General features: G+C 68.8%; 15 protein-coding genes. 7 read left to right on the forward strand and 8 right to left on the reverse strand.

The window, feature by feature from the left end:
- Positions 1–22 precede the first annotated feature (22 nt).
- Positions 23–1,573, forward strand: coding sequence for a TolC family outer membrane protein (locus AC1VNX_RS22860; RefSeq protein ID WP_483159730.1), 1,551 nt, complete (start codon positions 23–25; stop codon positions 1,571–1,573).
- 30 nt (positions 1,574–1,603) lie between these two features.
- Here the strand turns inward: AC1VNX_RS22860 and AC1VNX_RS22865 are convergent, their stop codons facing one another.
- Together AC1VNX_RS22865 and AC1VNX_RS22870 are read right to left on the reverse strand one after the other, a co-directional pair.
- A complete protein-coding gene (locus tag AC1VNX_RS22865; protein WP_483159732.1) occupies positions 1,604–2,992 on the reverse strand; it encodes a 3-deoxy-D-manno-octulosonic acid transferase in 1,389 nt (462 codons plus the stop codon).
- Positions 2,993–3,011: 19 nt separating this feature from the next.
- Positions 3,012–4,394, reverse strand: coding sequence for a phosphomannomutase/phosphoglucomutase (locus AC1VNX_RS22870; protein ID WP_483159734.1), 1,383 nt, complete (start codon positions 4,392–4,394; stop codon positions 3,012–3,014).
- 112 nt (positions 4,395–4,506) lie between these two features.
- Here AC1VNX_RS22870 and AC1VNX_RS22875 point away from each other — a divergent pair, with 112 nt between their 5' ends.
- The 3 genes from AC1VNX_RS22875 to AC1VNX_RS22885 are packed head-to-tail and all read left to right on the forward strand — an operon-like array spanning position 4,507 to position 7,669.
- The gene (locus tag AC1VNX_RS22875; protein WP_483159736.1) at positions 4,507–6,138 is read left to right on the forward strand and encodes a DNA-3-methyladenine glycosylase 2 family protein; all 1,632 of its coding nucleotides are present in this window, start codon (positions 4,507–4,509) and stop codon (positions 6,136–6,138) included.
- A gap of 6 nt (positions 6,139–6,144) precedes the next feature.
- On the forward strand, positions 6,145–6,642 hold the full coding sequence (locus AC1VNX_RS22880; RefSeq protein WP_483159738.1) for a methylated-DNA--[protein]-cysteine S-methyltransferase: 498 nt from the start codon (positions 6,145–6,147) through the stop codon (positions 6,640–6,642).
- A gap of 49 nt (positions 6,643–6,691) precedes the next feature.
- Positions 6,692–7,669 carry a DMT family transporter gene (locus AC1VNX_RS22885; RefSeq protein ID WP_483159740.1) on the forward strand — a complete coding sequence of 326 codons (978 nt, stop codon included), beginning with the start codon at positions 6,692–6,694 and terminating at the stop codon, positions 7,667–7,669.
- Between the two features lie 18 nt (positions 7,670–7,687).
- Here AC1VNX_RS22885 and AC1VNX_RS22890 read toward each other — a convergent pair whose 3' ends face one another.
- A complete protein-coding gene (locus AC1VNX_RS22890) occupies positions 7,688–8,359 on the reverse strand; it encodes a DUF1345 domain-containing protein (protein ID WP_483159742.1) in 672 nt (223 codons plus the stop codon).
- Between the two features lie 228 nt (positions 8,360–8,587).
- On the opposite strand from AC1VNX_RS22890, the gene AC1VNX_RS22895 reads away from it, so the two are divergent.
- Together AC1VNX_RS22895 and AC1VNX_RS22900 are read left to right on the forward strand one after the other, a co-directional pair.
- Complete coding sequence (locus AC1VNX_RS22895; protein WP_483159744.1) at positions 8,588–9,433, forward strand: hypothetical protein; 846 nt, start codon at positions 8,588–8,590, stop codon at positions 9,431–9,433.
- Between the two features lie 102 nt (positions 9,434–9,535).
- Positions 9,536–11,149, forward strand: a complete 1,614-nt coding sequence (locus tag AC1VNX_RS22900; protein WP_483159746.1) for a class I adenylate-forming enzyme family protein — start codon at positions 9,536–9,538, stop codon at positions 11,147–11,149.
- 4 nt (positions 11,150–11,153) lie between these two features.
- Here the strand turns inward: AC1VNX_RS22900 and AC1VNX_RS22905 are convergent, their stop codons facing one another.
- From AC1VNX_RS22905 to AC1VNX_RS22915, 3 genes are read right to left on the reverse strand one after another with little or no spacing between them, the layout of a single operon-like run.
- Positions 11,154–12,701, reverse strand: coding sequence for an acyl-CoA synthetase (locus AC1VNX_RS22905; protein ID WP_483159748.1), 1,548 nt, complete (start codon positions 12,699–12,701; stop codon positions 11,154–11,156).
- Positions 12,702–12,706: 5 nt separating this feature from the next.
- On the reverse strand, positions 12,707–13,846 hold the full coding sequence (locus AC1VNX_RS22910; protein ID WP_483159750.1) for a DUF5938 domain-containing protein: 1,140 nt from the start codon (positions 13,844–13,846) through the stop codon (positions 12,707–12,709).
- A 35-nt stretch (positions 13,847–13,881) separates the two neighbouring features.
- Positions 13,882–14,685 carry an SDR family NAD(P)-dependent oxidoreductase gene (locus tag AC1VNX_RS22915; RefSeq protein WP_483159752.1) on the reverse strand — a complete coding sequence of 268 codons (804 nt, stop codon included), beginning with the start codon at positions 14,683–14,685 and terminating at the stop codon, positions 13,882–13,884.
- A 241-nt stretch (positions 14,686–14,926) separates the two neighbouring features.
- Here AC1VNX_RS22915 and AC1VNX_RS22920 point away from each other — a divergent pair, with 241 nt between their 5' ends.
- Entirely contained in the window at positions 14,927–15,565 is a 639-nt protein-coding gene (locus AC1VNX_RS22920) for a TetR/AcrR family transcriptional regulator (protein WP_483159754.1), read from the forward strand.
- A gap of 15 nt (positions 15,566–15,580) precedes the next feature.
- Here AC1VNX_RS22920 and AC1VNX_RS22925 read toward each other — a convergent pair whose 3' ends face one another.
- Together AC1VNX_RS22925 and AC1VNX_RS22930 are read right to left on the reverse strand one after the other, a co-directional pair.
- Positions 15,581–16,540, reverse strand: a complete 960-nt coding sequence (locus tag AC1VNX_RS22925) for a LysR substrate-binding domain-containing protein (protein WP_483159756.1) — start codon at positions 16,538–16,540, stop codon at positions 15,581–15,583.
- Between the two features lie 68 nt (positions 16,541–16,608).
- A complete protein-coding gene (locus AC1VNX_RS22930; protein ID WP_483159759.1) occupies positions 16,609–18,036 on the reverse strand; it encodes an FAD-binding oxidoreductase in 1,428 nt (475 codons plus the stop codon).
- Position 18,037: the final 1 nt, after the last annotated feature.

The following is an 18,037-nucleotide window of genomic DNA, read 5'->3' on the forward strand; positions in this document are numbered from 1 at the left end:
TTCTTTCCCCCAAGGACGTTCAATGCCTTCCAGGCCCCGGCTTTCGCCTATTTCCGCAGCGCTCGCAACCACCTTCGCAGTCCTGCTCGCATCGCCGGCCCTGACCCAGGCCCAGACCCTGAACGAACTCTACGAATCCGCCCGCGGTTTCGACGCCACCTACCAGGGTGCGCGGGCGCAGTACGACGCGAGCATCGCGCGCGCAGCGCAGGCCAAGGCCGGCATCCTGCCCGCCGTGGGGCTCACGGCCGGCGTGACGCGCAGCGACCTCGACATCGACACCCTCACGGGCGCCGGCCGGGGCACCTCCGCCTCGCGCGACTTCAACACGCAGAACGTCGGCATCAACGCCACGCAGCCGCTGTACCGCCCCGCCAACTGGGCCACCTACGAGCAGGGCAAGCGCCAGGCCGACATCGCGCAGGCGGTGCTCACCATCGCCGAGCAGGACCTGATCGTGCGCGTGAGCCAGGCCTACTTCGACGTGCTCGCGAGCCAGGACAGCCTGGCGCTCGTGCGCGCGCAGAAGGTGGCCGTGGCCGAGCAGCTGGCTTCTGCCAAGCGCAACTTCGAGGTCGGCACCTCCACCATCACCGATTCGCGCGAGGCCCAGGCCCGCTACGACCTGGTGATCGCACAGGAAATCGCCGCCGAGAACGACCTGCAGGTGAAAAAGGTGGTGCTCGACCAGCTGGTCGGCCGCCCGGGCAGCGTACCGGTGCCGCTGGCGGTGCCGGTGGTGCTGCCGACGGCCATGCCCGCCGACATCAACGCCTGGGTTTCGCAGGCCGACCAGGTGCATCCCGCCATCCAGCAGGCCCGCCTGGGCCTCGACGTGGCCGGGCTCGAAGTGGACAAGGCCAAGGCCGGCCACAAGCCCACGCTGGACGCCAACCTGGGCTACAACGTCACGCGCAACCCGACCGGCACCAGCACGAGCACCGTGGGCACGCGCGTCAACGCGGCCACGGTGGGCGTCACCTTCAACCTGCCGCTCTTCGCCGGCTTCGCCACCGAGAACCGAATCAAGGAAACGCTGGCGCTCGAAGACCAGTCGCGCAGCGTGCTCGAGGGCACGCGCCGCAGCGTGGCGCAGGCCACGCGCGCGGCCTACCTCGGGCTCGTCTCGGGCGCGGGGCAGGTGAAGGCGCTGGAAGCCGCCGAAGCATCGAGCCAGAGCGCGCTCGACGCCAACCGGCTCGGCTACCAGGTGGGCGTGCGCATCAACATCGACGTGCTGAACTCGCAGAGCCAGCTCTACCAGACCAAGCGCGACCTCGCGCAGGCGCGCTACAACGTGCTGCTGGGCAACCTGAAGCTGCGCCAGGCCAACGGCACGCTGACCACCGACGACATGAACGCGATCAACGCGACGCTGGCGAGCAACGGCAGCGTGCCGGCCGTGCCGCCGGCCATCGGGCCCGATCGCGGCACGACGACGCCCGCGGTGCCCGTGACGCCGCCGAGCATCCCGGTGATCCCGCCGGTGCAGACGCCGCAGTTCAATCCGCCCGCGCCGACGATGCCGACGGCACCCGTGCCGCCGGTGATCCTGAATCCGCCGGCGCGCTGAGCCGCCGGGCGCGGATTCGGCTTTTTCGGATCAGTCGAGCGTAGGCTCGGCCCGCGCCGGCTCGCTGCTTTCTTCCACCGGCTCGCCTTTCGCCGTCACCGGCTCCGCAGCCTGCGCGATGGCAAGCACCGCGGCGGCCGTGCGCTCGGCCGCTCCGCGGTTCGAAGACGAGAACGCCAGCGCGGCCTGCGCCATGGTTGCGCGGCGCTCGGGGTTCTCGACCAGCTTCAATGCAGCCGTCACCGCCTGCTCCATGCCTTCGACGCGCAGCGAAGCGCCGGCAGCCAGCGAGAGCTGCGCCGCCTCGGCGAAGTTGAAGGTCGATGGGCCCATGACCACCGGGCAGCCGCAGGCCGCCGGCTCGATCAGGTTCTGCCCGCCCAGCGGCTCGAAGCTGCCGCCGAGCAGCGCCACGTCGGCCAGGCCGTAGTACAGCGCCATCTCGCCCAGCGAGTCGCCGAGCCAGATTTCGGCCTCGGCAGGCTGGCCCGCCGCGCTGCGGCGCGCCACGGCGAAGCCCTCGGCCTCGATCAGCGCCGCCACTTCGTCGAAGCGCTGCGGATGGCGCGGCACGATCATCCATTGCACGTCGTGCACGCGCTTGGAAATCGAGCGGATCGCGCCCTGCTCCGGCGGCACGGGCGAAGTCGCGCCGAAGCGCTTGAGCACTTCGAGCAGCATGCGTTCCTCGCCGTCGCGCGAGCTTGCAAGCACCACCATCGGCTTGGGCAGGCGCTCGCGCAGCGAAGCGGCCGTGGCGAGCTGGCGCGTGTCGGGCGTGGCGTCGAACTTGAGGTTGCCGTAGATGCCCGCCACCTTGGCGCCGAGCGACACCAGCCGGTGCGCATCGGCCTCGGTCTGCGCGCAAACGGCCGTGAGGGACGAGTACGCGGGCCGCGCCAGCCATGCGAGCCGTTCGGCCGCGGCCAGCGATTTCTCGTTGAGGCGCGCATTGGCCAGCACCAGCGGAATGCGGCGTTCGGCGCAGGCGGCCGTCATCTCCGGCCAGACCTCGGTTTCCATCAGCACGCCGATGCGCGGCTGGAAGCGGTCCAGGAAGCGCCCGACCGCGCCCGGCGTGTCCCAGGGCTGCCAGACCTGCGTGTCGCCCGGCTCGAGCAGCTTGGCGCCCTCCTCGCGGCCGGTGGCGGTGCCGTGCGTGAGCAGGATCGGCACGCCCGGATACTGCCGGCGCAGCTCGGCGATCAGGATGGCGGCAGCGCGCGTCTCGCCGAGCGAGACCGCGTGCACCCAGCACTGGGCCTGGCCGGTGGTGGCCTCATCGTAGTAGCCGAAGCGCTCCTCCACGGCCACGCCATAGCCCGGCTCGGCCTCCGCGCGGCGCCGCAGCTTGCGGCGCACGAGCGGTTGCACGACGGTGGTGAAGACGCCGTAGAGGCGCAGCAGCAGGGAACGCACGGGCTCGGCAGTCAGCGGTTCAGTGGGCGGCTTCTGCCAGCCTGGCGTCGGGCTTGGCGGTTTTCAGGAGGGCCAGCATCTCGGCTTCGATGCGCTTGAGCGCGGCATCGGTCTGCCCTTCGAAGCGCAGCACCAGCACGGGCGTGGTGTTCGATGCGCGGATCAGTCCGAAGCCATCGGGCCAGTCGACGCGCAGGCCGTCGATGGTCGAAACCTGGGCGGGAGCGGCAAAGGCAGCGCTCTTCACCAGCTTGTCGACCACCGCGTGCGGCTCGCCCTCGGCGCAGGCCACGTTCAGCTCGGGGGTCGAGAAGCTCGTGGGCAGCGCGTTGAGCACGGCGTTCGCGTCAGGGCTCTTGCTCAGAATCTCCAGCAGGCGGCAGCCCGCGTAGGTGCCGTCGTCGAAGCCGAACCAGCGCTCCTTGAAGAAGATGTGGCCGCTCATCTCGCCGCCCAGGGGCGAATCGATTTCCTTCATCTTCGCCTTGATGAGCGAGTGGCCGGTCTTGAAGATCATCGGCTTGCCGCCCGCGGCCTCGATGGCCGGCGCCAGGCGCTGCGAGCACTTCACGTCGTAGACGATGGTGCCGCCGGGCACGCGCGAGAGCACGTCCTGTGCAAACAGTTGCATCTGGCGGTCGGGGAAGATGTTCTGGCCGTCCTTGGTGACAATGCCCAGGCGGTCGCCGTCGCCGTCGAAGGCCAGGCCCAGTTCGGCGTCGCCGGTGGCCAGCGCCGCGATCAGGTCCTTCAGGTTCTCGGGCTTGCTCGGATCGGGATGGTGGTTGGGGAAGTTACCGTCGACCTCGCTGTAGAGCTCGGTCACCTCGCAGCCCAGTGCGCGGAAGATGGCCGGGGCCGAAGCGCCGGCGATGCCGTTGCCCGAATCGACCACGATCTTCATCGGGCGCGCCAGCTTGATGTCGCCCGCGATGCGCTTGATGTATGCATCGGTCACGTCGACCTTGCGCACGCTGCCGCCCTCTGCGAGTTGGGCGGTGCCGGCTTCCATGGTCCTGCGCAGGGCCTGGATCTCGTCGCCGTAGATCGCGCGGCCGGCCAGCACCATCTTGAAGCCGTTGTAGTCCTTGGGGTTGTGGCTGCCGGTGACCTGGATTCCGCTCCTGCATAGGGTATGGGCCGCGAAGTAGAGCATCGGCGTCGTGACCGCGCCCACGTCGATGACTTCGACGCCGGCGGCCACCAGGCCCTTGATCAGCGCCTCGGCCAGCGCCGGGCCCGACAGGCGGCCATCGCGCCCCACGGCCACCGACTTCTCGCCCGCTGCACGGGCCGCACTGCCGAAGGCCCTGCCGAGCGCTTCCGCCACCTCCGCATCGAGAGTGACCGGCACGACGCCGCGGATGTCATAGGCCTTGAAGATCGACGCGCTGAGCTGCATGGAAAGGCGTTTCCCTGATGGATTTGTAAACGGGGCATTGTAGGCAAGGCCCGGGGTGCCCACATGTCCGGAAACGGCCAGTTGAAACGAGTCGAAACCGTATCATTTCTCCATGCCTGCCAACCACCACTCCACCGAAGCGCTCGAGAGCGACGCCTGCTACCTGGCGATGAAGACGCATGACGCGCGCTTCGACGGGTCGTTCTTCACCGCAGTGACATCCACCGGCATCTACTGCCGCCCGGTCTGCCGCGTGAAGCTGCCGCGGCGCGAGAACTGCCGGTTCTTCCGCCATGCGGCACAGGCCGAGGCCGCGGGCTTCCGCCCCTGCCTGCGCTGCCGGCCCGAACTGGCCCCTCGCGCTTCAGGCGCGGCCAGCTGGTCGACCGAAGACGCGTCGCGCATCCTCGCGCTGCAGGCGGCGCGGCTGATCGACGAGCCCGACGCCTGGTCGGAAGACGGCCCCGGCGCGGCGCAGATCGCGACACGCCTGGGCGTGAGCGACCGCCACCTTCGGCGCATTTTCGAGTCGCAGTTCGGCGTCTCGCCTCTTCAATACCTGCAGACGCGCCGCCTGCTGGCCGCCAAGCAGCTCATCGCCGACACCCGCCTGCCGATGACGCAGGTGGCGCTGGCCAGCGGCTTCGCCAGCGTGCGGCGCTTCAACGCGGCCTTCCTGGAGCACTACGGCCTGAATCCGAGCGCACTGCGACGCGCCGGTGGTGCCACCGGCGACAACGGTGGCGGCCAGGGCAAGGCCATCGAGGTGCGGCTGGGCTTCCGCCCGCCCTATGACGCCAACGCCATGCTGGGCTTCTTCGCGCGGCGCGCGCTGCGCGGCGTGGAAGCCGTCTCCACGGCCGACGGCAAGGAGCCCGCCAAGGGCAGCACGCCCGAATACGTGAAGCTGACCCGCACCCTGCGCATCCAGCAGGGCGGGCAGTCCCATGCCGGATGGCTCCAGCTGCGCTTCGACCTGGAACGCGAGCAGATGCTGCTGTCGGTCAGCGATTCGCTGGCCGCGGTGCTGCCCATCGTCATCAGCCGCGCCCGTGCCCTGTTCGACCTCGACGCCGAGCCGATGGCGATCAACGCGGCGCTGCATGCAGCCTTCCCGCACGGCGACGGACTGCGCGTGCCCGGCGCGGTCGACGGCTTCGAGCTCGCGGTGCGCGCGGTGCTGGGCCAGCAGATCACGGTGGCCGCGGCGCGCACGCTGGGCTCGCGGCTGGTCGAGGCCTTCGGCGAAACGCTGGCCACGCCCGTCGAGGGGCTGAACCGGCTCTTTCCCACCCCGGCCGCCATCGCTGCCGCCAGCGGCGACGAGCTGGGCCGGCTCGGCATCGTGCGGCAGCGGCAGACGGCACTGCACGCCATCGCCCGCGAAGTGGCGTCCGGCAGGCTGGCGCTGCACGCAGGAGCCGACGTGCCATCCACCATCGCCGCGCTGCAGGAGCTGCCCGGCATCGGCGCCTGGACCGCGCAGTACATCGCGATGCGCGCACTGCGCTGGCCCGACGCCTTTCCGGCCGGCGACGTCGCGCTGCAGAAGGCTCTGGGCGTGACCACGGCTCGCGCGGCCAGCGATGCATCGCAGGCGTGGCGGCCGTGGCGCAGCTACGCGGTGCTGCGGGCCTGGCATGCGCCCTCCCCGGACTCGCCCCCCGTCGCGGACACCGCCGGCACCGCCGAGCAGGCGGACGCCGCATCTCCCCTCGTCAACACGGCAGGCGTTGCCGCCTGAAATGTCATGAAGTTCAAGAGCAAAGCCATCTACACCTCGCACATCGACACGCCGCTGGGCGGCATCACGATGGCGGCCACCGACAAGGGCCTGGCCGGCGTCTGGTTCGACCAGCAGCGCCACTGGCCCGACACCAGCGGCTGGGTCACCAAGGAAGACCACCCCGCGCTGGTCGAGGCGGCCGCGCAGCTGCGCGACTACTTCGCCGGCAAGCGCGACAGCTTCGACATGAAGCTCGACCTCTCACACGGCACCGCCTTCCAGCAGAGCGTGTGGCAGCAGCTGCTGGCCATTCCGGCCGGCGCAACCACGAGCTACGGCGCGCTGAGCGCCAACGTGGGCAACCCGGCCGCGGTCCGCGCGGTGGGCGCGGCCGTGGGGCGCAACCCGATCAGCGTGATCGTGCCCTGCCACCGCGTGCTCGGCGCGGACGGCTCGCTGACCGGTTACGCTGGCGGGCTCGAACGCAAGACGGCATTGCTGCAGCTCGAAAAAGCGATCTGAGCAGTCCCGGCGCATGGAAAGAGAAAGAAAGAGACCGATCAGAGGACGCATGACCACAACGAAGAACAACATCGCCGCCGCCACTCCCGCCACTCCCGCCACTCCCGCTACTCCCGCCAAGCCCCTCGCCCCCACCGCCTGGCTCATCGACCTGGTGCTGCTGGGCGCGCTGTGGGGCGCCTCCTTTCTCTTCATGCGCATCGGCGCCGCCGAGTTCGGCGCGCTGCCGACGGCTGCGGTGCGGGTGGCGATCGCCGCGCTGTTCCTGCTGCCCATCGCACTGCTGCGCGGCCAGGGGCCATCGCTGGCGAAGCACTGGAAGGCGAGCCTGCTGGTCGGCGTCTTCAACTCGGGCATGCCGTTCGCGCTCTTCTGCTTCGCGCTGCTGACCATCAACACCGGCCTCGCCGCCGTGCTCAACGCCACCACGCCGATGTTCGGCGCGCTCGTGGCCTGGGCCTGGTTCCGCGAGCGTCCGGCGAACTGGCGTCTGGTCGGGCTGGCGATCGGCTTCGCCGGCGTGGCGATGCTCGCCAGCCGAAACGCCGGCCTGCATTCCGGCGCCAGCGGCAATGCCGCGCTCTTCGCGGTGCTGGCCTGCCTGGGCGCGTGCCTTTGCTACGGCATCTCGGCCAGCGCCACGCGGGCCTACCTGGGCGGCGTGCCCGCGCTGACCACGGCCACCGGCAGCCAGATCGGCGCCACCGCATTCCTCGCCCTGCCCGCCATCTGGCTCTGGCCCGCGCAGATGCCCAGCCTGCGCGCATGGCTCGCGCTGCTGGCGCTGGGCATCGCCTGTACCGGTGTGGCCTACATCCTGTTCTTCCGCCTGATCGAGCGCGCCGGCCCGGCCCGCGCGCTGACGGTGACCTTCCTGGTGCCGGTGTTCGCGCTGTTCTACGGCGCGGTGTTCCTGGGCGAAAGTATCACGCAGTGGATGCTGATCTGCGCGGTGGTGATCGTCTGCGGCGTGGCGCTGTCTACCGGTATCGTCAAACCCGGCTGGCAGCGCAAGGTTGCGGCCTGAACGAGCATCGCGAGGCGCCTACACGGCGCCCGCGACGACGTTCACCGAGAGTGCCAGCACCAGCATGTTGAAGGCGAAGGCCAGCACGCTGTGCAGCAGCGTGATGCGCCGCATTTCCTTCGACGTCGCCTGCACGTCGGACACCTGCGAGGTCATGCCGATCACGTACGAGTAGTAGAGAAAGTCGAAGTAGTCGGGCGCGTCGGGCGCATCGCCCTTGCCTGGAAAGTCGAGGCCGCCGTCGGTCGTGCCGTCGCGCTGGTCGATGTAGTAGCGGTGCGCGTAATGGAAGGCGTAGATCGTGTGCATCGTCAGCCACGAACCCGCCAGCGCCACCAGGCCCAGCGCGATGTGCGCCGCGCGCTCCCACCCGCTCAGGTCCTTCACCTGCTGCAGCAGCATGGCAATGGCCACGACGCTCATCGCCACGATCACCAGCATCGACACCAGGATCACCACGTTGGGCTGGTCCAGCGACTGCGCCCGCTCGCGCGTGCGCTTCGCGTCGAAGGTGCCGGCCAACCACCACGACAGCACCTGGTACACGCCCACTGCCGCGCACCAGCCGGCCAGCCCGCGCGCCATGCCGCTCATGTGCACGGGCATCAGCGCGGCGGCGACGGCGCAGCCCGTGACGGCGCCATAGAAAAGACGTTGGGGACCGGTGGTGGTGGAGAGGTGTTGGCGCATGACGGCACTTTAGCGCCCGCCAAGGCGCGCGACGGCCGGCCGTCGCGGCGTAGAGAAATTCCTACAGCCACTGCGGCATTCCGCGCATCCACGGGACGTGCGCGCGCTACTAATGTCCTTGCTGTTGTTCAAGGGAGCCCCGCCCGGAGCACGTCTGCGCCACGTCATGACAGCGCGCCCGCGGCATTCGTTCAATTCCGGCCCTCCGGACCATCAAGGATTCGCTTCATGCCGCTGCTTCGCCGCACCCGTTTCCGCGACCGCTTCGTTCCCCGCCTGCTCGGCCAGCCCGCGCTGCTCGGCACCGGCCTGCTGCTGGCCGCCGCGCCGGCCTTCGCCGATCCCTCGCCCGCGCTCGACCGCTTCAGCCTCTCGGTCGGCGGCTTCAATGCCGATCCGAAGATCAACGCTTCCTTCGGCACGGCCTATGGCGCGTTGCAGACGGGCGACATCAAGCCGGGCCGCGTCACCATGCCGCGCATCTCGGCGGACGTGCTGCTCGGCGACAGTCAGGGCATCTCCTTCGACTACTACCGGTACAAGCGCGACTACTCGGGCGGCGTCGCGAACACCACCTCGCTGGGCCCCTTCGGCACGCTCAATACCTTCGGCAACGCCAACCTGAGCACCAAGCTCGACTTCGCCAAGCTCTCCTACAAGTGGTGGATCGGCTCGGGCAACACCGTGCTGGGCTTGGGCGCCGGCGCGGCCTACTACCGCGCGACGCTGGGCGCAACCGCGCTGGCCTCGGTGAACGGCCAGATCGGCACGCTGAGCCAGAGCACGAGCGACAACGCCGTGGCGCCGCTGCTCGAAATAGGCGTGCGCCACGCCATCACACCCGACCTGCGGCTCTTCGCCGACGCCTCGGGCGTGTGGAAGAGCAGCGGCCGCTTCCACGGCAACATCTACAACGCTTCCGCCGGCGTGGAGTGGTTCCCGGTGAAGAACGTGGGCGTGGTACTGGCCTATGGCGTGACGAACATCGACCTGACACGCGAGAACGACTTCGCCGATTCGCGCCTGAAGGTCCGGCTGCAGGGGCCTTCGGCCTTCCTCAAGGCGCGCTTCTAGCCGCACTGCAGGCCAGCTCGGGGCGGTAGCCAGTCTTCGCAAGACGCGGCTCAGGGCGCGGCCTTAGGCTGCGCGCATCACCGAAGAACGGAGACGAAGAGCATGCCCGCAGCCGCCCCCGGCCCTGTGCCGTCGCAGTTCCATTCACGCATCTCGCGCATCGCGCTGGGCGACGTGGTCCACCGCAGCGCGCGCCGCTTCGGCGCGCGCACCGCGCTGATCGAAGGCGAGCACCGCATCACCTACGGCGAGCTCGACGCCGCTTCGAACCGCTTCGCGCATCACCTGCTGGGACTGGGCCTCGCGGGCGGCGACCGCGTGGGCATGCTGTGCAACAACTCGATCCAGATGGTGGTCGCCATGCTGGGCATCCAGAAGGCGGGCCTCGTGTGGGTGCCGATCAACACCGCGCTGGCGGTGGATGCCATCGGCTACATCCTCGGCCATGCCGACGTGCGCCACATCGTGATCGACACCGCGCTGCACGCCAGGCCCGATCTGCGCGAACTGCTGGAAGCGAAAGGCGTGGCGCCCATCCTCTGCGTGCTCGATGGCGACACGCCGCCTGCCGGCGTGCTCACGGTGCCGCAGGCGATCGCGCAAGGCCCGGTAACGCTGCCCGAGGTGCCCATCGACAGCACGCAGCTCGCGCTCATCATGTACACCAGCGGCACCACCGGCCGGCAGAAGGGCGTGATGCATTCGCACGCCTCGGTGCATTCGGTGCTGCTGAGCAACATGGTCGAATGGGGCAGCAGCCCCGAGCGCGCCGACGTGTGGAGCAGCGTGCTGCCGCTTTTCCATTGCGGGCAGCACACGGTGCTGATGTCGGCGCTGGCGGTGGGCGGCTCGCTCGTCGTGCTGCGCGGCTTCGACCCGGGCGCGGTGCTCGCGGCCATCGAGCGGCACCGCATCACGGTGATGGTCGGCCTGCCGATGATGTACGGCGCGCTGCTCGCGCACCCGCAGCGTGCCGCGCGGGACATTTCGAGTCTGCGGCTTTGCGTGTACGCGATGGCGCCGATGTCGCGCACGCTGCTGCTGCGCCTGCTCGACGAGTTCTGCCCCGACTTCGCACTCGTCTCGGGCCAGACCGAGATGTATCCCGGCGCCACCATCTTCGAGGCGCATGAGCAGCGCAGGCGCTTCGGCTCCTACTGGGGCGTGGGCACGCTGGTGAACGAGGTCGCGGTGATGGGCGACGATGGCGGGCTGCTGGGCCCCGAGCAGGTCGGCGAGATCGTCTTTCGCGGCCCCAACGTGATGCTCGGCTACTACAACGACCCCGAGGCCACGGCCAACGCGCAGCGCTTCGGCTGGCACCACTCGGGCGACCTGGGCAAGCTCGACGCCGACGGGCAGCTGATCTTTCTCGACCGGCTGAAGGACATGGTCAAGTCGGGCGGCGAGAACGTGCCCTCGATCAAGGTCGAGGAGGTGCTGCTGCGGCACCCCGCCGTGCTCAACGCGGCGGTGGTGGGCCTGCCGCACGAGCGCTGGGGCGAGGCGATCACCGCCTTCGTCACGCGCAGGCCCGATGCACCCGCGGACTTCGACGAGAACGTGCTCACCGCGCACTGCAGGGAGCACCTGGGCGGCTTCGAAGTGCCGAAGAAGATCATCTTCCTGCCGGCGCTGCCGATGACATCGACCGGCAAGATCCAGAAGTTCGAGCTGCGCCGGGCGCACCACGACCACTACGAGCGCGGCGGCTGACCGGTCAGCCCGGATGATCGGCACGCTGCAGCAGCGTCGTGCGCACTTCCTTCTTCAGCACCTTGCCCACCCTGGAGCGCGGCAGATCGAGCCACACCTCGATCTGCTTGGGCGCCTTCACGCTGCCGATGCGCGCCTTGACGAAGGCCTTGATGTCCTCGACATCCACCTGCCTGCCATCGTGCAGCTGCAGCACGGCCACAACGCGCTCGCCCCACTTCTCGTCGGGCAGTCCGACGACGGCGCTGTCCTGCACGTCGGGATGCTGCAGCAGCACCTGTTCGACCTCGGCCGAATAGACGTTGAAGCCGCCGGAGATGATCATGTCCTTGGCGCGGTCGACGATGTAGAGGAAGCCGTCGGCGTCGAGGTAGCCGATGTCGCCCGTGTGATGCCAGCCGTGGCGCGAAGCCTCTTCGGTCGCGCCCGGGTTCCTGTAGTAGCCGAGCATCACGAGCGAGCCGCGCACCACGATCTCGCCGCTCTCGCCCGTGGGCAGCAGCTTGCCCTCGCCGTTCATCACCCCGACCTGCACCAGCGGCCCCGGGCGGCCAGCCGACGCGAGGCGGTGGCGCGCAACGGTGCCGTCGGCGTTGAAGTGCTCGCGCGGCGACATCATCGAGATCATCATCGGCGCCTCCGTCTGGCCGAAGAGCTGGGCCATGACGGGGCCGATCTTCTGCAGCGCCTCTTCGAGCCGCGCGGACGACATCGGCGCCGCGCCGTACCAGAAGCACTGCAGCGAATCGAGCTTCGCGCCGCGCAGCTGCGGATGCTGCAGCAGCATGTAGATCAGCGTGGGCGGCAGGAAGGTGTGGGTGACGCCGTGCGCCTCGATGAGGCCGAGGAACTCGCCGATGTCGGGCCTGGGCATGATCACGATGCGCCCGCCCAGCGCCATGACCGGCAGGCACAGCACGCCGGCCGCATGCGTGAGCGGCGCGAGCGCGAGGTAGACGGGCCGGCCCTCGAAGGGATAGCCCATCAGCGTCAGCGCGGACATCGCCTCCAGGTTGCGCCCCGAAAGCATCACGCCCTTGGGCTGGCCGGTGGTGCCGCCGGTGCCGGCGATCATCGCAACGTCGTCGGGTGGGGCGATGTCCAGCGGCGAATCGTCCAGGCCTTCGAGCCAGTCGTTCATGGATGGCGCGAAAGGCTGCCGCTGGTCGAGGCAAACGAGTGCGCGCAGCTTGGGCAACTGCGCGTGCATCTGCTCGACCATGAGCGCGTAGTTGCCGTGGAAGATCAGGCAGGCGCAGTCGAAGGCGTCGAGCACGAAGGCGTTCTCGCCGGCCTCGTTGCGAGGGTTGATCGGGCACCACACGCAACCCGCGCGCGAGATGCCGAACACGGTGGCGAAGGCGGTAGCGTCGTTGCTCGAGAGCACGGCCACCTTGTCTCCGGGCTCGATGCCGGCGCGCTGCAGGCCGCGCGCCACGCGCCAGCTGATGCGCTGCACCCCGCCGTAGCTGAGATCCGTGCCGGCCATGGTGAGGCACGGCGCGTGGGCGCCCAGCTGGGCGCCCTTGTCGAGGTAGTCGACGAGGCGCATGGCAGTCAGCCCATCCGCGTGAGCACGGGCTCCTGCACCAGTCCGAAACCGCGCAGCGCGCCCAGCAACTCGCGGTGCCCGAAGGCCTGGCAGCCCGAGGCGAAGCCGGCGCGCCGCGGCGGCTGCTGCAGCAACGAGGCCGCCGCATAGGCCTGCAGCAGGCCGGTCTGCTTGTAGTTGCAGTTGCCGAAGATCACACAGTGCACGCGGCCCAGCGGCCCGGAGGCGTGCACCGAGTCGACGGACTTGTTGATGCGCGGGTTCTCGCGCGGGGGCATGGTGTTCATCACGCCCGATGCGGTCTGGGCCAGCGCGGCATAGCGGTCGTCGTCGTTCATGCCCTCGGTGGCCTTGAGCGCCGCGGCGACGATCTGTGGCACGCCTTGCATCAGCGCCTTGTTGAAGACCCCGCCGAGCACCTTCACGTTGGCCACGCGCGGATCGCGCTTGAACCACACCGGATGCGAGGTGCCGCCCCAGGGCAGCGCCAGTGCCGCCTCGTGCTGGCCGGGGATGGACAGGTGGTAGAGGCCCGCGTCAGGCTGCCACTCGACGTACTCGTTCTGCTCCAGGTAGAAGGCCTTGGAGGTGGCTGCGTTCACCAGGATGGTCTGGGTGGATGCGATGGTCGGACTTCCGCCCCAGAACACGGCGATGTCGAGGGTGTCGAGGCCAGGTGTTTCCAGGCAAAGCTGCGCCGCGATCTCGCCGGTGGTGTACATGTGGGCGAGGCCGGGCGAGAGCAGCAGGCCGGCCGCGGCGAAGCGGGCGCCGTATTTCTGGTCGAGCGTGATGAGCCAGTCCTGCTCGCCTGTGGTGTCGGTGTAGTGGCAGCCGGCGGCGAGGCAGGCATCGACCACTTCCGGGCCGAAACGGGCGAAGGGGCCGACCGTGTTGAGCACGACCGAGGCACCGGTGAAGAGCTCGGTGAGCGCCTCCACCGAATGCGCCACTTCCACCACCTCGTAGCTCGCGGTCTCGATGCCGGGCACGTTGGCCTTCATCGCCGCTTCGACCTTCTGCGCACTGCGGCCCGCAGCGACGAAGGGAATGTTGTACTCGCGCAGGTACTCGCATACGAGCCGGCCGGTGTAGCCGGAGGCGCCGTAGACGACGACGGGTTTCTTCTTGCTGTTGTTGCTCATGCTGTGTCTCCTTGCTGACTGATTGCCCGTGCGACTTACATGCCCATGCCGCCGTCCACCGCGATGCCGGCGCCGGTGATGAACCGGGCCGCATCGGAGCAGAGGAAGACCACCACGTCGGCCATGTCGCCGACTTCGCCCAGACGCCCCAGCGGCGTCTGGCCGACCACGTCGCCCACTGCCGCCTCGACGCTGGGCGCGAGGCCGGCGGCCACGATGTCCTGCGCGAGCTTCATGCCCATTTCTGTGGGCACGAGGCCCGGGTAGATGCAGTTCACGCGCACGCCGTAGCCCAGCTTGCCGGACTCCATCGCCGCGACACGGGTGGCGCGGTCGACGGCGGACTTGGTGGCCGAATAGCCGGAGATGGCCGGGAAGGCGATGGTTGCCGCGACGGAGGCGATGTTGACCACCGCCCCGCCCTTGCCGGCGCTGCCGCCAGGGCGCATCGCGCGGAATGCGTGCTTCATGCCGAGCAGGGTGCCGGCGACGTTGACGTCGAGCATGCGGCGCAGGTCGTCGCCATCGACGTCGACGACCAGCGAAGTGATCTCGATGCCGGCGTTGTTGACGAGGATGTCGAAGCCGCCGAGTTCCTTCACCGTGGTCTCGGTGGCCGAGGCCCAGTCACCGTCCTTCGTGACGTCGAGCGGGACGAAGCCCACCTTCGCTCCAGAGGAAGAGAGCCTGGCGGCCGTTTCGCGCCCCAGGTCGGCGAGCACGTCGCCAATCATCACGGAAGCGCCGGCGGCGGCCAGCGTCTCGGCGATGCTCGCGCCAATGCCGCGCGCACCACCTGTCACGAGCGCACGGCGCCCTTTCAAGTCGAACTTGGCCATCACTTGTCTCCTGTGGATATGTTGTGAGATGGAGCGGCCATCGTAGAAATCGACTTTACGAGTGTCAAGATTTTTCTTGTCACTCGTCAAGATTTTCTAGAATGACATTCGCGGCACGCCGGATGCGGGTTCTCCCGCTTGCGTGCTATGGTCTGCAATCACGAGGAACACAGGGGCTGGCAAGCGGGCAGCCCGGCTTTCAATGACGACACATCAACGGGTAAAGAAACACGCTGAACGAGTGCCCAAGGCGCGGGTCGACAAGTTCTCCGAGCGCCGCGCCGAACTGGGTGAAGCCGCCCTGACCACGCTGGCGGCACTGGGCTACGCGCGCACCAGCCTGCGCGAGATCGCGCAGAACTCCGAGTTCTCGCACGGCGTGCTGCACTACTACTTCAGCGACAAGGTCGACCTGATCATCTGCAGCGTGAAGCAGTACAAGGCCCGTTGTGTCACGCGCTACGACCACGCGGTGGAAACCGCCACCACCTACGACGAGCTGATGGAGGGCTTCCTCCAGGGCCTCGGCGATACGCTGTGCGACGAGGGCCACGTCCACCGACTCTGGTACGACCTGCGCTCGCAGGCCCTCTTCGAAGAAGCCTTCCGCGCCGATGTCGTGCAGATCGACAAGAGCCTGGAAGACATGATCTGGCGCATCATGAGCCGCTTCGCCGAGCTCTCCGGCGAAGAGCCGGGCATGTCGCCTCCGGCCACCTACGCGCTGTTCGACGGGCTCTTCCAGCAGTCGCTGCTGAAGCACATGTCGGGCGATACGAAGGCCGTCGAAAACATGCAGGCTGATGTGCGTCAGGCCATCGTGCGCCTCTTCACGCCACCGGCAAAGGCTACAGCCAGCGCCCGCAAGCGCCGCGCCTGAAACAAGAGGCCCGCCCTACTTCGTCTTCTTCACCGGCGCGAGTGCACGCGCGCCGGCCCATTGCCCGCTCTCGCACAGATCGCGCACCACGTCGCCGATCAGCGTGCACACCGCGCGTTTCGCGTTCGTGGTTGGCAGATGCACCGACACACAAAGCCCCAGCGTGCGATGCATCGAAGGCGAATCGATGCGATGCGCGACAAGGCGCCCTTCCTGCACCTCGCGCTGCGCCAGCCCGAACGGCATGATCGTCGGCCCGAGCCCCGCCTCCACCGCCGCCTTCAGCGTGTAGACGGAGTTGATCTCCGCCGCCACCTGCGCAGCCGGTTGCCTCGCCTGCTCCAGCACCGCATCGACCAGCCATCGCGTGCAATGCCCATGCGCATGAGCCGGCCACACCAGCGGCCGCGCGGTGGCCTGCGCGATGCTCACGTCGCCGGGCGGCAGCGCATGCGGGCTCTGAGGTGACTCGAGGAAGACGAAGTCTTCTTCCACCAGCGGAACGAAGCGGATGTCCTCTTCGGGCATGGTGGGCGAGAACACCGCCACGTCGACCCGACCGCGCAGCAGCTGGTCGGCCATATTGCCCGTGAGTTCCTCGTTCAGGTGCAGCACCACGTCCGGATAGCGCCGCGCCGCCGCACGCATCAAAGGCAACGCGATCATCGGGGACACGCTCTGCGGCAGCGCCGCCACCACCGACCCCGCAACCGATTCGGCCGCGACATGCACCGCTGCCTTCGCGTCGCGCACCTGCTTGGTGATGCCCTGCGCGTATTCGTAGAAGACCTTGCCGGCTTCGGTCATCGCAACGCCGTTGCGGCTGCGCAGAAGCAGTTGCGTGCCGAGTTCGGATTCGAGCTCGGCCATCTGCTTGCTCAATGCCGACTGCGCGATGAAGAGTTGCTGTGCGGCGCGCGAGAGGCTGCCGCAATCCACGATGGCAACGAAGTACTTGAACTGGCGCAACTCCATCAGGGGACCTCCGGCCGCACGCCGCGAGGTGCGGGCAAGGCCGGAGATTCTAGATCGCACACCCGCGCTCAGCTCTCGGTCCGCGCGACCACCTTCCCGGGATTGAAGATGTCATGCGGATCCAGCGCCTTCTTCACCGCACGCATCAGCGCCACCGTGTGTTCGCCATGCTCCTCGACCAGGTACTTCATCTTGTGCAGCCCCACGCCGTGCTCCCCGGTCGAAGTGCCGCCATGGCTCAGCGCGCGCTGCACCAGCCGGTGGCTGAAGGCCTCGGCCGCTTCGGTCTCCGCCGCGCTGCCCGGGTCCACCAGCACCAGGCAGTGGAAGTTGCCGTCACCGACATGGCCCAGCACCGGCACGAGCAGCCCGTGCTCGGCGATGTCGGCCTGCGTCTCCTCGATGCACTGTGCGAGCGCGGAAAGCGGCACGCAGGCGTCTGTGCTCAGGCTGCGGCAGCCTGCCTTCAACTGCAGGCATGCGAAGTAGGCGTGATGGCGCGGTGTCCAAAGCCGCGAGCGCTCCTCGGGCCGCTTCGCCCACTGAAAGGCGCCGCCGCCATGACTGCCCGCGATCTCGCGCACGATGGCTGCCTGCTCGTCGATCTGCGCCTGGCTGCCGCCGAACTCCAGGAACAGCGTCGGGTGCTCGCCCAGCGTGGTGCGGCTGTGCGCGTTGACGGCGCGGATGGTCAGCGCGTCCAGCAGTTCGGCGCGCGCCAGCGGCACGCCCATCTGGATCGCCTCGATCACGCAGCCGACCACCGCGCGCACCGACGGAAAGTGCACCACGGCGGCCGCATACGTCTCGGGATGCGGGTGCAGCCGCACCGTGGCTTCGGCGATCAACCCCAGCGTGCCCTCGGAGCCGCAATACAGCTGCGTGAGGTTGTAGCCCGCCGAGCTCTTGCGCGCCCGCGAGGCGGTGCGGACGATCTCTCCATCGGCAGTGACCACCGTGAGATTCACGAGGTTGTCGCGCATGGTGCCGTAGCGGACGGTGTTGGTACCCGATGCCGCCGTCGCGACCATGCCGCCGATGGACGCATCGGCGCCGGGATCGACCGAGAAGAAGAAGCCCGTGCCCTGCAGCGCGGCGTTCAGCTGCCCGCGCGTGACTCCCGCCTCCACCGTGGCCGTGAGGTCGCCGGGCCTTATCGCCAGTACCTTGTTCATCTGCGAGAAGTCGACGCACACGCCGCCCTCCACCGCCAGCAGATGCCCTTCGACCGAAGAGCCCACCCCGAAGCCGATGACTGGCACCCGCTCGCGCGCGCAGGCGCGCACCACGAAAGCCGCTTCTTCCGTGCTGTGCACGTACACCACTGCGTCGGGTGGCTGCGGCGGATAGGTCGACTCGTCCGTGCCGTGCTGCAGCAGCACAACTTTGCTGGTGGAAAAGCGTTCGGCGAACCTGCCCTGCAGCAGCGCGAGCAGTTCGGGCGACGGAGAGCGCCGGGTGTTCAGGCGCACGGGAATGCTCACGATCGAGTCCATG

It is taken from the genome of Variovorax sp. TLI9-5A (assembly GCF_056867935.1).

Excerpts from the sequence above, each read along its gene's own strand:
- AC1VNX_RS22860 (WP_483159730.1), top strand. The coding sequence starts at position 23 with ATGCCTTCCAGGCCCCGGCTTTCGCCTATTTCCGCAGCGCTCGCAACC.
- AC1VNX_RS22870 (WP_483159734.1), bottom strand. The coding sequence starts at position 4,394 with ATGCAGCTCAGCGCGTCGATCTTCAAGGCCTATGACATCCGCGGCGTC.
- AC1VNX_RS22875 (WP_483159736.1), top strand. The coding sequence starts at position 4,507 with ATGCCTGCCAACCACCACTCCACCGAAGCGCTCGAGAGCGACGCCTGC.
- AC1VNX_RS22880 (WP_483159738.1), top strand. The coding sequence starts at position 6,145 with ATGAAGTTCAAGAGCAAAGCCATCTACACCTCGCACATCGACACGCCG.
- AC1VNX_RS22885 (WP_483159740.1), top strand. The coding sequence starts at position 6,692 with ATGACCACAACGAAGAACAACATCGCCGCCGCCACTCCCGCCACTCCC.
- AC1VNX_RS22890 (WP_483159742.1), bottom strand. The coding sequence starts at position 8,359 with ATGCGCCAACACCTCTCCACCACCACCGGTCCCCAACGTCTTTTCTAT.
- AC1VNX_RS22895 (WP_483159744.1), top strand. The coding sequence starts at position 8,588 with ATGCCGCTGCTTCGCCGCACCCGTTTCCGCGACCGCTTCGTTCCCCGC.
- AC1VNX_RS22900 (WP_483159746.1), top strand. The coding sequence starts at position 9,536 with ATGCCCGCAGCCGCCCCCGGCCCTGTGCCGTCGCAGTTCCATTCACGC.
- AC1VNX_RS22905 (WP_483159748.1), bottom strand. The coding sequence starts at position 12,701 with ATGCGCCTCGTCGACTACCTCGACAAGGGCGCCCAGCTGGGCGCCCAC.
- AC1VNX_RS22910 (WP_483159750.1), bottom strand. The coding sequence starts at position 13,846 with ATGAGCAACAACAGCAAGAAGAAACCCGTCGTCGTCTACGGCGCCTCC.
- AC1VNX_RS22915 (WP_483159752.1), bottom strand. The coding sequence starts at position 14,685 with ATGGCCAAGTTCGACTTGAAAGGGCGCCGTGCGCTCGTGACAGGTGGT.
- AC1VNX_RS22925 (WP_483159756.1), bottom strand. The coding sequence starts at position 16,540 with ATGGAGTTGCGCCAGTTCAAGTACTTCGTTGCCATCGTGGATTGCGGC.
- AC1VNX_RS22930 (WP_483159759.1), bottom strand. The coding sequence starts at position 18,036 with ATGGACTCGATCGTGAGCATTCCCGTGCGCCTGAACACCCGGCGCTCT.